Genomic DNA, 15,141 nt, shown 5'->3' with positions numbered 1-15,141 from the left:
GATCTGGAACAGGTTCCCTTGCTGTATTTACAGTCTACCCAAATTAATTGAACCTTACTAGTCTCGCGCCATTGCCAGGAACTCGGTGCGCAGCGCCAGGTTTGGTTGCAGCTCGCCCAGCAGGGTCGACGTGATGGTTTCTTCGCCGATGGCGCGGATGCCACGGCTTTCCATGCACAGGTGACGGCACTTGATGACCACGCCGACCGCTTTGGGTTCCAGCACTTCCATCAGCGCATTGGCAATCTGCATTGTCATGCGTTCCTGCACCTGCAGGCGCTTGGAAAAGATATCGACCAGGCGGGTCAGCTTCGACAGGCCGACGATTTTGCCGTTCGGCAGGTAGCCGACAGTGGCCTTGCCGAAGAACGGCGCCAGGTGGTGCTCGCAATGGCTGTAGACGGGAATGCCACGCACGACGATCAGCTCGTTGTATTCTTCGGCACCATCTTCGAATACCTTGAGCACTTCCACCGGGCTCTGCTCGTAGCCCGACGTCCAGTGCTTCCAGGCCTTGGTCACGCGCGCAGGCGTTTCGATCAGGCCGGGACGGTCTGGATTTTCGCCCAGCGTTATCAGCAGACGACGCCAGTCGTGTTCGGTAAAAGCTTCTTTGTCAGACATGGTGCACCCTAAAATAATGATTGCCGCCAGTATATAGAAAACGTCTGTACCCGGTCGGAGCTGCCCTATTCTTGCGTTAGATCATCCCCTGCATCCGACATATCTCATAACGTTGAGCACAGTCATCATTCGGGGAGAGCGTCATGTTCGGCAGCACGGTCATGGAAGTCGTCATCGGCATGGCATTCTGCTACGGCTCCCTGGCGCTGACGGTCACCACCTTGCAGGAGGCATTGTCGGCTGCGTTCGGCCTGCGCGCCGGCATGCTGCGCGACTGCATCCAGCGCATGCTGCGCGACCCGCAGTTCACCGGCACGGCGCGGGCGGTCTACGCGCACCTTTTGATCGGCACGCATGGCGACCTCACCGACCCGCATGCCCCGCGCCAACCCGCTCCATCCTACATCGAACCGGCCAACTTCGCGCTTGCCCTGATCGACGCCATCCGCGGGGGCAGCGCAGCGCTCGACAATGCCATCGCCGCCGTGCCCGATCCGCAATTGCGGCGCACGCTAAGCACGCTGTACGTGCAAAGCGGCGGCGACGTGCAGCGCTTCCAGGCGGCGCTGGGTGGCTGGTTCGACAGCACGATGGCACGCCTGTCGGGCGCCTACAAGCGGCGCCAGCTGCTGGTCTCGTTCCTGCTGGCGCTGCTGCTGGCCATCCTGCTCAATATCGACAGCATCCACCTGTTCCAGACGCTGTGGCGGCATCCGGCCCTGGCCGCCGGCATCGGCGCCGTACCTGCCGCGCTCGATGCGAACCTAGTGAACGAGCTGGCGACGCTGCCGATTGGCTGGGGCAGCTTTCCGCCGGTGCTGGACGCCGCATTTGCGCTGCAGGTCGCCGGCTGGCTGATCACTGCCAGCACGACGCTGTTCGGCGCGCCGTTCTGGTTCGACATCCTGCAGAACACGATCAACCTGCGCAGCACCGGCGCCAAGCCGGCCCCGGTGCTGGTCGGGCACGCCATGGCGCACCACGCCGGTCCGGCAGTGCCCGTGGCGCCGGAATCCGACCTTGCAATCGGTGCCGCCCCTGCCCGCGTGCCGGTGGCGCCGTAGCGCCGCGCCAGGCGTCAGGTGCCGGGCGGCCGGTGCGCGTCGATCAGCACGCTCGAGATCGACATCTGCGGCACCCGTTCCGGCCACTCGTCATCCGGGCCGAACCAGCGCGCCTCGGCGATTTCGGCCGTGTCCACGCGGATCTCGCCGTCGAGATAATCGGCTGTGAAGGCCAGCATCAGCGAATGCGGGAACGGCCACGACTGGCTGGCGAAATAGCGCGGGTTGTGCACGCGCAGCCCGACTTCTTCGAACACTTCGCGCGTGATGCATTCTTCGATCGACTCGCCCGCTTCCAGAAAGCCTGCCAGTGGCACGAAGCGCTGCGTTGCATGCAGCACGTGCTTGGCCAGCAGCACATGGTCGCCCTTGCGAATCAACACCATCATGGCCGGCGAAATGCGCGGATAGGCCATGTGGCCGCACTGGGTACACTTGAAGCAGCGCTCGCCGGTGGCCAGCACCGTGCCGCTGCCGCACACGCCGCAGAAGCGGTGGGTGCGCGCCCATTCCGCGACCTGGGCGGCGCGGCCGGCCAGGCCCACCAGGGACTCGTCCATCACGCCAAACAGCGCGCGCAAGCCACGCCAGACATAGCCGGCCGGTAGTGCTGGTTCGGCATCGAGCCAGCCGGTCTGGCAATACCGGCCATCGAGCAGGCCGAGCGGCTGAAGATATTCGCGCAGGACGCCGATCTGTTCGAGGACGGCGGCATCGGGCAGCGCTGGCCCGTCTTCACGCACCAGCAATTGTCCCTTGTGAAACAGGAAGTTCAATGGGGCGGCATCGGGGTGCGGCGCAAACAGTGGGGTGAAGGAAGCAGGCGTATGCAGCATGGTGAATGGACGGTCAATGAGATCGTCAAATGATACCGCCTTTCATCATTCGGGATTCGGTGCGACTGCCCGCCTTTCCCCCTCCGGACAGCCCTACGCGCCACCATGAAGCGGCGTTGCCCGTACAAGAAGGCGCCTCGTCGTGAACCAGTCTTGAACCGATGGCGTCCGTCGAGATTGGGGTCGAAGATGTGTCGTCAGATCATGTTGCAGATTCTCACGCTTGGTACCGTCTCTTGGGCACTTGGCTATTCTCTAAGTCATTAATTTCTTAGAGAAAATCGACGTGAGACCAGTATCTGGAAAGCGTTGTTTTCTGGACGAAAACCAACCAATTTCCAGACAGAAACATCGCTTTTCGTCCAGAATAGGTAGCTATCTACCTAATTCGTACTGTCATGGACAAACTGTCATCGCTGGTCGGTCGCCATTCATTCAATGCCCGTCTTTTCTACAATGGCGCGTTTTGCGATACCAATCAATTCACCGAAAACGGTGTCTCTGGCCAGCTGCACGTGGTGCGCGAAGGACCAGTCGATTTCATCCATGAAGATGGCGAGGTCATCACGGTAACCGAACCGTCGCTGCTGTTTTATCCGCGCGGCACCAGCCACCGTATGCAGGTGCATCCCGGTCACACTGCCAACCTGCTGTGCGCTCATATCCAGTTTCAGGACGAGATGAGCAATCCGCTGTCTCGCGTGCTGCCCAATTGCCTCGTCATGCTGCTGAGCGAAATTGCCGGACTGCGCTCGACGCTCGACCTGCTGTTCAGCGAAGCCAGCCAGGCCGAGCCGGGCCGCGACGTGATCCTGGATCGCCTGTGCGATGTCTTGCTGATTCAGGTGATCCGGCGCGAATTCGACAGCGGGCGCTTGTCGCTGGGCCTGCTGGCCGGCCTGTCGGATCGCCAGTTGTCGCTGGCACTGACCGCCATCCATGAGCGCCCGCACGAGCCATGGAGCCTGCAATCGCTGGCCAAGGTGGCCTGCATGTCACGCGCCGCGTTCACCGAACGCTTCCGCGACGTGATGGGCATGCCGCCGGGCGAATACCTGACGCGCTGGCGCATGGGCGTCGGCAGCCGCCTGCTACGCCAGGGCATGCCGGTCAAGCAGGTCAGCAGCCGCGCCGGCTATACCAGCCCGTCCACGTTCACGCGCGCCTTCACGACCATGATGGGCGCGTCCCCGCGCGAGTGGCTCAAGCAAGCAACGGTGTGAGTCAGAAACGACAATGCAGACGGGCCTTGCGGCGACGTCTGCATTGATGTTTGCAGCTCAGGCAGGCGGCCATTCAGGGCCGCACATCCATCACTTCAGCATGCGGGTACGGCACGCCACCATCGCGATGACAATCGACAGGGCGCCGATATAGGCAATGGCTGCCTGCATGCCAATAAAGTGGGCAACGGCGCCGATGGCTGGCGGCCCCATCAGGCTGCCGCTGTAAGCCATGCTGGCCACTGCGGCCAGGGCCGCCGGGCCTTGCGCGCCGGCCGCGCTGAACACGAACGGAAACACCAGCGCCAGGCCGACACCCGCGACAGCAAAACCGATCAGCGCCACATAGGCGTTCGGGGCCAGCACCGCGAAGAACAGGCCGGCGGCCGCAACCATGGCGCCGGTGCTCACCAGGCGCTTGGCGCCATGGCGCTCTTTCAGTTTGTCGCCGAACATGCGCGAGATCAGCATCATCACCGAGAAGGCTGACAGCGACAGCGGCGCAAGGCCATCCGATGCACCAAAGTGTTCTTTGAGGAACATGCCGCTCCAGTCAGCGATGCTGCCTTCGGCCATCGAACCGAAGAAGCCCAGCAGGCCCAGCAGCACGAGCGGACCGCGTGGCAGGGCAAACGATTTCTTTTCGACCTGGACGCCGACTTCATCCACTTCCAGCGCGCTATAGGCCATCCACAACACCACGGCCAGCGGACCGGCCAGCATCAGGAAGTGGGTGGCTGGTGCAATCTTGAGGCTGGCCATCAGGCTGCCCAGCGTGGCGCCGACCAGGCCGCCGGCGCAGCACAGGCCGTGCAGACGCGACATTTCCGACTTGCCACTGAGTTTTTCGCGGCGCGCTGCGGCCGAATTCATTGCCACATCGAAGATGCTGGCGGTCACGCCCAGCATCAGCACCGACATCATCAGGCGTGGCACGGTCGGCGCCATGCCGATCGACACCAGCACGCTCAGCAGCGCCAGGCCAGCGAGCAGGATCGTCTTGCGGGCGCCGAAGCGGCCCATCATGAACGATGACACCGGATACGACAGCACGGCGCCCACCCCACCACAGACCAGCACCATCGACAATGCAGCATGCGACACATTGACGCCGGCGGCCAGCGCGGGGATACGGCCAGCCCACGACCCCATGATCAGGCCGAACAGTGCGAAGACGAGTGGCAGGGAATATTGCTGGGCGTGAGCAAGGACAAACGACGAACGGCGCGACGCGGAAACAGGGGTGTGCATGAAAGCGGTAAATTGTTAAATTATTGAGGTGTCAAAGGATTGCCAAATTGCTCTTCAGAGGCCAGCCGCGCGTGAAATATTTACTTCAGGCATCTGATGGAGCGCAATTCTAAACACCTTTTTTCGCTATGGTTTTCTGAACGAAAAAATATGTGTAACCGTTGTATTGCGTTCACACATAAATCACAAAATATTAACTCCCGCATATCGCCACGTAGCGATTACTCATCAATAGGCGTACGAAAATCCTTTAAATCAACGAAAATATAACGATTTATTGCGTCTGTTGCACTGCCGAGCTGATTACTATTCGCAAACGGCCATTTGCTGCAGCGCACTAAAATAGAGCAGATTCGGATGCCGACAAGGTAGCCCGACTACCTGACAAGGGAAGAAGATTTCGTAGAAAAAATTTCGCTCAGGAAATTAATGTGGCGAGACCAGACCATCAACCGAAGCCCGCCTCAATTGTTAAATTTTGACTGAAAAACGGCACCGGTTTTTAGTGCAGCCACACGAAAAAGGGCTGCCCTGAGGCAGCCCTTTTGGTCATCGGCACGATCCTGATTCACCACAGTTGGCACAGCCGGGGTCAGGTCTGACATTCAGACACGACCTCAGCCTTAACCACTTCCACTAGTGCCTGGCCCAGCATGAGCATGGCCCGGTGCCAGCTAGTTCCGACTATCCGACTGTCGAGATCGTGTCCAAATGTCAGACCTGACCCTCGCTTTTGATCGGCACGGTCCTGGTTTCTCAGGCAGCGTGTCTTAGACCAGTTGCAGCGTCACGTCGATGTTGCCGCGGGTCGCGTTCGAATACGGGCACACGATGTGCGCGCGGTCGATCAGCGTTTGCGCTTCATCGGCCGGCACGCCTGGCAGGCTGATCTTGAGCAGGACTTCGATGCCGAAACCGGTCGGGATCGGGCCGATGCCGACCGTGCCTTCCACCGCGACGTCCGGCGAAATCCTCAGCTTGTCGCGGTTGGCGACGAATTTCATCGCGCCCAGGAAGCAGGCCGAATAACCGGCAGCGAAGAGCTGCTCAGGGTTCGTGCCAGCCAGACCGTTGCCGCCGAGTTCTTTCGGGGTGGTCAGCTTCACATCCAGTGCGCTGTCCGACGACACGGCGCGGCCTTCGCGGCCACCCGTTGCGGTGGCGTTGGCGCGGTAGAGAACGTTTTCGATTGCCATGGTAAGACTCCTTGAAAGGGTGACGGATGTCCGCCGGTATATTTAGCACTATTAAATAGCGCGCTATTTGAATGATTTGCCACCTTGGCCCGCCGACCCGCTTACCCCTTGTGGGACACGTTCGGCGCTGCCATGAACAGCATGTTACATAGCTCGCTACTTAATCGCAAGCTATTTTTATTGCAGGCATTGCGCGGGCATGCCGACAACACTGCGACTACACCAACCGCACCGACTCCCGCACTACCAGACTCAGGCCAGGCACATCGGCTGCCGGTTGCTGATGCCCCAGCATGGCCAGCATGCGCCGCCCGATGCCGGTCCCGACTTCATACAGCGGCTGGCGCACGGTGGTCAGTGGCGGCGTCGTGTACATCGAGCTCTCCAGATCGTCGAACCCGACCAGCGAGATGTCTTCGGGCACCCGGATATTGCGGCGATACAGCGCAAGGCGCGCGCCATAGGCCGTCAAGTCGTTGGCCGCAAAGATTGCGCTGAAGCGGACATTGGCCACCAGCAGACTGTTGAGCGCCAGCAGGCCGCTGGACTCGCTGAAGTCCCCCGTCACGACCAGCCTCGCGTCGCCCGCGATGCCGTGCTTGGCCAGCGTGTCGTTGTAGCCCGCCAGGCGCTCGCGCGCATCGCGGTGATCGGGCGGGCCGGCGATATGGGCAATGCGACGGTGACCCTGGCTGATCAGGTATTCCACGGCTTCGCAAGCGCCGCCGTAGTTATCGAGGCAAAACGCCTGCGTGCGCTCGCCCTGCACCTCGCGTCCGAACGCCACGATCGGCACGCGGCGCGAAAAGTCGAGGATTTGCTTGTCGCTCATATTGCCGGTCAGGATCGCCACGCCATCGACGCGGCGCCCGATCAACAGCTCGACCCGCTCGGCTTCTTCATCGGCATGCCAGTGGCCACTCATGATCAAGAGCGCATAGCCGGATGCCTTGACGGCATCTTCGATGCCCACCATGGCGCGGTTGAAGTAACCGCTCTCGAGCGACTGGGTCAGCACGCCGATGGTGTTGGTGCTGCCCATCTTGAGGCTTTGCGCGAGGCGGTTGGGCTTGTAGTTGAGCTCATCGATGACGCGTTCGATCGTGCGCCGCTTGTCGTCCGACACCTTGGCGGTGCCGTTCAGGAAACGCGAAACGGTGGCCGGCGAGACGCCTGCCCTGCTGGCGACCTGGTACAGCGTGGTGATACCGCTATCGATGTTTTTCATGAAGCGTTCTGGACAGGTCCGGGGCATTTTGTTGCTTGAAGTATATCACGCAGCTTTCACCTAAAACGGCGGCTGAACCATGCTTATGAAACGCTTTCATAAACAATCCGTCGTTGACCTGCAACAAACCCAATACTCCCTATCATAAATAGCAATTGACATTTTTTTACCGGTGAAATTACTATGAAACCGTTTTCAAGATTGATGAAACCGATTTCTTATCAATCCTTACGTTAGCACGCAGCATCCATAAAACTATATCGGAGACAAGCATGACAACCATGACGCCCCAACTGGCAGGGGTCCGGACGCCCTCGTCCGCCCCTATCCGCCTGGCCATCCTGACGTTGCTCGCCAGCATCGGCACGGCCCACGCACAATCGGCTGCCGATCCGGCCTCGCCTGCCGCCGCTACCCCGGCAGCCGTGGTCGACAACGGCCGCATCGCCGAAGTGGTCGTGACCGCCACCAAGCGCTCGACCTCGCTGCAACGCACCCCGATCGCGGTCACCGCGCTGACCGCCGCCACGCTGGCCGACAACCATGTGCAGACGCTGCTCGACGTGGTTGCGCTGGTCCCGGGCTTCCAGGCCACGGCCCAGGGTGACCATGGCGTGACCACGATGACGCTGCGTGGCATCGGCAACGACAGCGCCAAGACCGAATACGCCGATCCTGAAGTCGCGTCGTTCGTCGACAACGTCTATTCGCCGCGCGCCGAGGGCGCCACCGCCCTGCTGTTCGACGTCGAAGGCATCGAAGTACTGCGCGGCCCGCAAGGCACGCTGTGGGGCCGCAACTCCACCGTCGGCGCCGTCAATATCCAGACCGTCAAGCCAGAACTGAACAGCCGCTCGGGCTACGTTGAAGGCGGCATCGGCGACTACAACCGCATTGGCACGCGCGGCGCGGTCAATGTGCCGCTGTCCGAAACCGCGGCCCTGCGCTTTGCCGTCGTGCACGAGCGTCATGATGGCTACGTCGATTACCAGCAATTTCCGAACCCGTCGGTCGCGCAGCAGCGCGCCGCCTACCTGGCCGCCGGCGGCGCCGCTGCCGGCTTCCGCCCGATCAATCCGAACAACTACGTCTCTGGCGGCGACAAGTACAGCGCCCAGGACCAGACTGCAGCGCGCCTGTCGCTGCTGTGGCAACTTGCACCGAACCTGCGCTGGAACATCGCCTACGAAAAATTCATCGACCGCGGCACCCCAAGCGCCAACCTGATGCAGACGCCGCGGCCGGGCCAGGACCACTGGTCGACCCTGTCGGACTCGTCGCCATGGGTCAACCGTGACAGCGACAATGTGCGCAGCCGCCTGAGCTGGGACATCAGCCCCGACCTCGCGCTGCAATACGTGGCCGGCTGGTCCAAGTACAGCGGCGACATGCGCTTTGACCAGGATGGCGGCACGATCGTTCCGACCTCGATCATCTCGGGCGGCAAGTTCCAGGAACACACCACGGTCGACTCCAACTACCGCAGCTACAGCCACGAAGTGCTGCTGCAATCGGTCGGCGCACGCGTCATCGACTGGCAGGTCGGCGCCTACTACGGCAAGGAAAAGAACAATATCCGCTTCGACATCGGCGGCATGAACGGCACCGAAGACGGCACCGTGGCATGGCAGGGTTCGTTCATCCAGCCGGACCAGACCGTGGAAAACTCGGCCGTCTTCGGCCAGGCCACCTGGAACATCACTGACGCCTGGCACCTGACCGGCGGCGTGCGCTATACCCACGACAAGCGCGTCCACATTGGCGGTCGCGGCTACACCTGGGCGTACGACGCCAGCGCGCCACAACTGCCGCTCAATCCGCAGATCGATCCGCGCGATCCGGTCAACGGCTACCAGTCCGGCGTGCCGAACGATGGCCGCTACAGCGACAACAAGGCCACCGGCCTGGTGCGCGTGAACTACGACATCGACCGCAGCAATATGGTGTACGCGAGCGTGTCGACCGGCTACAAGGCGGGCGGCGTGCAGGATCGCGGCTTGCCTTACCAGCCAGAGACGCTGACCAACTTCGAGATCGGCTCGAAGAGCACCTTCATGGATGGCGCGCTGCGCATCAACAACGCGCTGTTCTACATGGACTTCAAGGACTTCCAGTTCAACTCGCCGGTCAGCTTCGCCGACGGCAGCCGCGGCCTGGCCATCGAAAACGCCGACGGCGCCGAAGTCATGGGTCTGGAAACCGAGATCGCCGCCCGCATCGGGAAAGACGGCCGCCTGTCGATCGCGCTGGCCGTGCTCGACACCAAGCTCGGTCGCCTGGTCGCCGGCTCGAACGACTATTCGCTGCCGCCGTGCACGGTCGACACCCGCATCGAGACCTGCCTGGACGTGACTGGCAACAAGCTGCCGCACGCACCGAAGTTCTCGACCACGGTCCAGTACCAGCACACGTTCCGCCTGGCCGATGGCGCCACCCTGGTGCCGCGCATCACGGCGCGCTACGAGGATGAAGTCAGCCTGAGCGTGTTCGACCTGGGTCCGGAAGACCGCCAGAAAGCCTACGCCAGCGCCGACCTCGGCCTGCGCTACGCCAAGGACAAATGGTGGGTCGATGCCTTCGTGCGTAACGTCGGCGACAAGAAGATCAAGACCAGCGCCTTCAACGGCTTCGGCCCATGGCTGGCGCAGTACAAGCCACCACGTACGATTGGCGTGAATACCGGCTTTGATTTCTAAAAGCTGAAGCATGGCAAGCGCGCCCCGTCGGGCGCGCTGCTTTTTTTGTTTGACCTGAATCCGTCCTTCGCAGCGATCCGAGAGTTCCATGACCAACAGCCCCGACTTCGACTTCCGCAACAACTTTCCTTCCGACTTCACCTGGGGCGTGGCCACCAGTTCCTTCCAGATCGAGGGCGCCGCCGCCGTCGATGGCAAGGGGCCGTCGATCTGGGACACCTTCTGCCTGGACCAGAACAATATCAAGGACGGCAGCGACGGCGTCATCTCCTGCGACCACTATCACCGCTACCAGGAAGACGTCGGCATCATGGCCTCGATCGGCGTGGACGCCTACCGCTTCTCGTTCGCCTGGGCGCGCGTGCAGCCGGATGGCAAGGGCGCCTGGAACGAAGCGGGCTTCGATTTCTACGATCGCCTGCTGACCGAACTTGAAAGCAAAGGCATCCGCGCACACGCGACCCTGTACCACTGGGACCTGCCGCAAGGCCTGCAGGACGACGGCGGCTGGCTCAATCGCGAGACCGCCTACCGCTTCGCCGACTATGCGCGCGAAATCGCGCGCCGCTTCGGCAACCGGTTGGAGGCGATCGCCACCCATAACGAGCCGTGGTGCACGGCCAACCTGGGTTACGGCAATGCGCAGTTCGCGCCCGGCGTGGCCGATCTGAAGCAATCGATCCAGGTCTCGCACCACCTGCTGCTGTCGCACGGCCTGGCCATGAGCGCAATGCGCGCCGTTGGCAGCAGCGCGCAGCTGGGCATCGTGCTGAACCAGTGGACGGCCGATGCGGCCACCGATGCGCAGGCCGACCGCGACATGGCGCAATTCGAATACGCGCGCTCGGTGCAGTGGTTCATGGACCCGATCTTCAAGGGCCGCTACCCGGAACTGGCGCTGCGCGGCCATGGCGAAAACGCCCCCGTCGTCGCCGACGGCGACCTGGCCATCATCCACCAGAAGATCGACTTCCTCGGCTCGAACTATTACTTCCGCTCGTGGTGCAGCGCCAGCACACCGCCCGTACCGGCGCCGGCGCGCCACGGCGTGACCGACATGGGCTGGGAAATCTTCCCCGACGGCCTGTCCGAACTGCTGCTCAAACTGAAAGCCGAGTATCCCGACCTGCCGCCGGTGTACATTACCGAAAACGGCATGGCCAATCCGGACGTGCTGGAAAACGGCCGCGTGCACGATGCCGCGCGCATCGCCTACGTGCGCAGCCACCTGGCCGCGCTCAAGGATGCGATGGATGCGGGCGTCGACGTGCGCGGCTACTTCCTCTGGAGCCTGCTCGACAACTTCGAGTGGAATTCGGGCTACGCCAAGCGCTTCGGCATCGTGCACGTGGACTATGCAAGCCAAGAACGCACGCTGAAGGACAGCGCACTGTGGTACCGCGAATTCATCGCCAGCCGCCTCAAGGCTTGATCAACAGGATCGATCATGCGCCCTGCCAAAACCGTATCACCGCTGCTGTGGGTCCCGACCGGCTACTTCACGATGGCGCTCGGTTACGTGATGCTCACCAGCGTCACCGCCATCATGTTCAAGAATCTGGGCATGGACAACGGCCGCGCGGCCCAGTATTCGAGCCTGTTGATCCTGGCTTACACGGTCAAGCCGCTGTTCGCGCCGTTCGTCGAGATGTACCGCACCAAGAAGTTTTTTGTCCTGTGCTCGCAGCTCGCCATCGGCGCCGGCTTTGCCGGCGTGGCGCTGCTGATGGAACTGCCCGGCTACATGACCTTTTTGATGGCGATCTTCTTTGCGCTGTCGTTCATCGGCGCGACGCAGGACATCGCCAGCGACGGCGTGTACGTCACCTCGCTCGACGCGCGCGCGCAGTCGCTGTACTGCGGCATCCAGAGCTTGTCGTGGAATATCGGCCCGATCGTCGCCGCCGGCGGCATGGTCTACCTGAGCGGCTACCTGCACACCCACGTGTTCGGCCATGATCCCGGTGTGTTCGGCCCGGACTGGATCGACGCCTGGCGCATCATCTTTCTGCTCGTCGGTGGCCTGACGCTGCTGATGGCGCTGTGGCACTGGCGCTTCATGCCCGACGGCGCGCGCGCCGCCGACACGCCATCGAGTGCGAAGGACGCCGGCCGCATCCTGGTCGACGCCTTCGTCACGCTGTTCCAGAAGCGCGGCGTGTGGCGCATGATCGCGTTCGCATTTCTGTTTCGCTTCAGCGTCGGCCTGCTGGAAAAGATCGGCCCGTTCTTCATGGTCGACCCGGCCTCGAAAGGCGGCCTCGGTCTGTCCAACGAGATGCTGGGCCTGATCTACGGCACCTATGGCCTGGCCGCGGTGCTGGTCGGCTCGCTGCTGGGCGGCCTGTATGTCGCCAAGCGCGGTCTGAAGTCGACGCTGTTCGTGCTGTGCTGCGCGATCAATATCCCGAACGTCGCGTTCCTGGTCATGAGCATCTACACGCCATCGAGCCTGGTGCTGATCACGCTGGGCGTGGCCATCGAAAAGTTCTTCTTCGGCTTTGGCGCAGTCGGTTTCATGATCTACCTGATGCAGCAGCTTGCACCGGGCAAGTACACGACCACCCACTACGCGTTCGGCACTGGCCTGATGGGCCTGTGTGGGATGGTCACGGGCGTCATCAGCGGCCACCTGCAAGAGATGATGGGCTATGTCGCCTACTTCGGCCTGGTGATGGTCGCGACGATCCCGTCGTTCGTGGCCACCTGGTTCGCGCCGTTCTATCACGACGACGGCAGCACGCCGGCGGCGGGCGTCGACACGGATGGCACGACGGTGCCGGCATGAAGCGCACGCTGCTCGCCACGGCGCTGGTGACGCTTGCTGCCGGCGCTGGATCTGCGCAGATCAAGGTCAATGCGGTGGGCTTCCTGCCGCAATCGCACAAGCTGGCCGTCATCCCGCAGGTGGCCGGCGCTAACCGGTTCGAAGTCGTCGACGTTGACGGCAAGGTCGTGCTGGATGGCGCGCTGGGCGCAGCAAGTCGCTGGGCGCCTTCGGGCGAAACCGTGCGCGTGGCCGACTTCAGCGCACTGACCCAGGCCGGCGCCTACCGCGTCCGGGTGGGCAGCCTGCTGTCCGCGCCGTTCACGGTTGCGCCGGATGGCTACCGCGCGCTGGGCGACGCGGCCCTCAAGGCGTTCTACTTCAACCGCAGCGGGGTCGCTCTCACGCCGGAGTATGCCGGCGCGTGGGCGCGGCCCGCCGGCCATCCGGACGACAAGGTGACGGTGCACGCCTCGGCAGCATCGACCGCCCGCCCGCAAGGCACGCGCATCGCCAGTCCCAAGGGCTGGTACGACGCCGGCGACTACAACAAATACGTGGTCAACTCGGGCATCGCGACCTACACGCTGCTGGCCGCGCTCGAGCACTTCCCCGATGCCTTCAAGCGCGACACCGGCATTCCCGAATCCGGCAACGGCGTGCCTGACATCCTCGACGAGGCGCTGTGGAACCTCGACTGGCTGCTGACGATGCAGGACCCGGCCGATGGCGGCGTGTACCACAAGCTCACCAACCTGCGCTTCGACGGGATCGTGATGCCGCATGCGGCATCGACCACCCCGCGCTACGTGATGGCCAAAAGCACGGCGGCGGCGCTCGATTTCGCCGCCACGATGGCCACCGCCAGCCGCGTGCTGGCGCCGTACGACGCGAAGTGGCCAGGCCTGTCGCAGCGCATGCTGGCGGCGGCGCAGGCCGCGTGGCGCTGGGCCGAGGCGCATCCGAACGTCGTTTTCAAGAACCCGAAAGATGTCGTCACCGGCGAATACGGCGACGCGCAGCTGGCCGACGAATTCGCCTGGGCGGCGGCGGAACTGTTCATCGCGACCGGGCAGGATGGGTATGCGCAGGCGTTCATGCGCCGTGACGCCGCCTTGAGTACACCAGCCTGGAACAATGTGGCGGCGCTGGGCTGGATGTCGCTGGCGCACCACCGCGACCGCCTGGCGCCCGGCATCGACCGCGCGCTGGTCGAACGTCGCATCGACACACTGGCCAGCCAGCTCGCGGCCACGGCCAACGACGGCTACCGGGTGCCGCTGGCATCAAAAGACATCGTCTGGGGCAGCAATGCGGTGATCCTGAACCAGGGCATGATGCTGCTGCAGGCCTATCGCATCAACGGCAAGCCGGCCTATCTGCAGGCAGCGCAGTCGAGTCTCGATTATGTATTGGGCCGCAATGCTACCGGCTACACGTTCGTCACGGGTTTTGGCGCGCGCCAGGTCATGCATCCGCACCACCGGCCGTCGATGGCCGATGGCGTGACCGCGCCGGTGCCGGGCTGGCTGGCCGGCGGCCCGAATCCGGGCCAGCAGGATGCCAAGGATTGCCCGCCGTATCCGGGCAAGCTGCCAGCGCTGTCCTATCTCGACCACGACTGCAGCTACGCCGCCAACGAGGTCGCCATCAACTGGAACGCGCCGCTGGTGTATGTGACGGCGGCGCTGTCCGCGCTCACGCCGCCGGCCGCACCGGCAACACCCATGACCCAGCCCACTGCATCGCTCGCCGCATTGCTGCACCAGGAGGAGCAGCTGCAATTTGACCGCTTCACGCCGGACATGGCGCGCGCGCTTGGCAGCTTGATGGTGGAACGGGCGCGCACCAGAGGGCAGGTGGTCACGGTGCGCATCAGCCGCGATGGCGCGGTGCTGTTCGAGCACGCCATGCCGGGTGCCCCAGCAGACCACCTGGACTGGATCCGTCGCAAGAACAACCTGGTCGCACGCACGGAGCACAGTTCGTTCTATACCCATGTGCAGGTGCGCCAGGAAGGCGGCGACCATGACCGGCTGCCGGGCCTGGACATGCGCGATTTCGCAGCCCATGGCGGGGCCTTTCCGCTGGTGGTACGCGGTACCGGTCGGATCGGCACGATCACGGTATCGGGCCTGCCCGGTCCCGAGGACCACGCACTGGTGGTCGAGACGCTGCACGCCTACCTGCAGGCCGGCGTCCGCTAGCGACTGTGTCCATGGCGCACATGGGCAACTCCCTTGGCCAGTCCGAAGG

11 protein-coding genes are annotated in these 15,141 nt (G+C 63.0%); 6 read left to right on the top strand and 5 right to left on the bottom strand.

What is annotated here, in order from left to right:
• Positions 1-57: 57 nt before the first annotated feature.
• The gene (folE, locus tag RCH14_RS10025; RefSeq protein ID WP_343025975.1) at positions 58-624 is read right to left on the bottom strand and encodes a GTP cyclohydrolase I FolE; all 567 of its coding nucleotides are present in this window, start codon (positions 622-624) and stop codon (positions 58-60) included.
• A gap of 143 nt (positions 625-767) precedes the next feature.
• Between folE and RCH14_RS10020 the strand changes: the two genes are divergently transcribed.
• Complete coding sequence (locus tag RCH14_RS10020) at positions 768-1,688, top strand: hypothetical protein (protein WP_343025974.1); 921 nt, start codon at positions 768-770, stop codon at positions 1,686-1,688.
• A gap of 14 nt (positions 1,689-1,702) precedes the next feature.
• On the opposite strand, the gene nudC is transcribed toward RCH14_RS10020, so the two are convergent.
• Positions 1,703-2,524, bottom strand: a complete 822-nt coding sequence (gene nudC, locus RCH14_RS10015) for an NAD(+) diphosphatase (protein WP_343025973.1) — start codon at positions 2,522-2,524, stop codon at positions 1,703-1,705.
• A gap of 398 nt (positions 2,525-2,922) precedes the next feature.
• On the opposite strand from nudC, the gene RCH14_RS10010 reads away from it, so the two are divergent.
• Positions 2,923-3,747 (top strand): AraC family transcriptional regulator, encoded by an 825-nt coding sequence (locus RCH14_RS10010; RefSeq protein ID WP_343025972.1) that lies wholly within the window; start codon positions 2,923-2,925, stop codon positions 3,745-3,747.
• Positions 3,748-3,837: 90 nt separating this feature from the next.
• Here the strand turns inward: RCH14_RS10010 and RCH14_RS10005 are convergent, their stop codons facing one another.
• The 3 genes from RCH14_RS10005 to RCH14_RS09995 form a co-directional block, all read right to left on the bottom strand.
• Positions 3,838-4,998 (bottom strand): MFS transporter, encoded by a 1,161-nt coding sequence (locus RCH14_RS10005; protein ID WP_343025971.1) that lies wholly within the window; start codon positions 4,996-4,998, stop codon positions 3,838-3,840.
• A gap of 770 nt (positions 4,999-5,768) precedes the next feature.
• Positions 5,769-6,194 carry an organic hydroperoxide resistance protein gene (locus RCH14_RS10000; protein WP_343025970.1) on the bottom strand — a complete coding sequence of 142 codons (426 nt, stop codon included), beginning with the start codon at positions 6,192-6,194 and terminating at the stop codon, positions 5,769-5,771.
• Between the two features lie 217 nt (positions 6,195-6,411).
• Positions 6,412-7,422 carry a LacI family DNA-binding transcriptional regulator gene (locus tag RCH14_RS09995; RefSeq protein ID WP_343025969.1) on the bottom strand — a complete coding sequence of 337 codons (1,011 nt, stop codon included), beginning with the start codon at positions 7,420-7,422 and terminating at the stop codon, positions 6,412-6,414.
• Between the two features lie 272 nt (positions 7,423-7,694).
• Between RCH14_RS09995 and RCH14_RS09990 the strand changes: the two genes are divergently transcribed.
• The 4 genes from RCH14_RS09990 (at position 7,695) to RCH14_RS09975 (ending at position 15,092) form a co-directional block, all read left to right on the top strand.
• Entirely contained in the window at positions 7,695-10,118 is a 2,424-nt protein-coding gene (locus RCH14_RS09990; RefSeq protein ID WP_343025968.1) for a TonB-dependent receptor domain-containing protein, read from the top strand.
• 88 nt (positions 10,119-10,206) lie between these two features.
• A complete protein-coding gene (locus tag RCH14_RS09985; protein ID WP_343025967.1) occupies positions 10,207-11,550 on the top strand; it encodes a GH1 family beta-glucosidase in 1,344 nt (447 codons plus the stop codon).
• 15 nt (positions 11,551-11,565) lie between these two features.
• Positions 11,566-12,906, top strand: a complete 1,341-nt coding sequence (locus tag RCH14_RS09980; protein WP_343025966.1) for an MFS transporter — start codon at positions 11,566-11,568, stop codon at positions 12,904-12,906.
• Positions 12,903-15,092: a heme-degrading domain-containing protein gene (locus RCH14_RS09975; RefSeq protein ID WP_343025965.1), complete on the top strand. Its 2,190-nt coding sequence runs from the start codon at positions 12,903-12,905 to the stop codon at positions 15,090-15,092. Before RCH14_RS09980 ends, RCH14_RS09975 begins: the two co-directional genes overlap by 4 nt.
• Positions 15,093-15,141 lie beyond the last annotated feature (49 nt).

The sequence above is a fragment of the Massilia sp. MP_M2 genome, from assembly GCF_039123635.1.
In the GTDB taxonomy this organism is placed as follows: domain Bacteria; phylum Pseudomonadota; class Gammaproteobacteria; order Burkholderiales; family Burkholderiaceae_D; genus Telluria.
The sequence above is the reverse complement of the archived record's forward strand: the minus strand, read 5'-3'. Positions and strand labels throughout refer to the sequence as shown.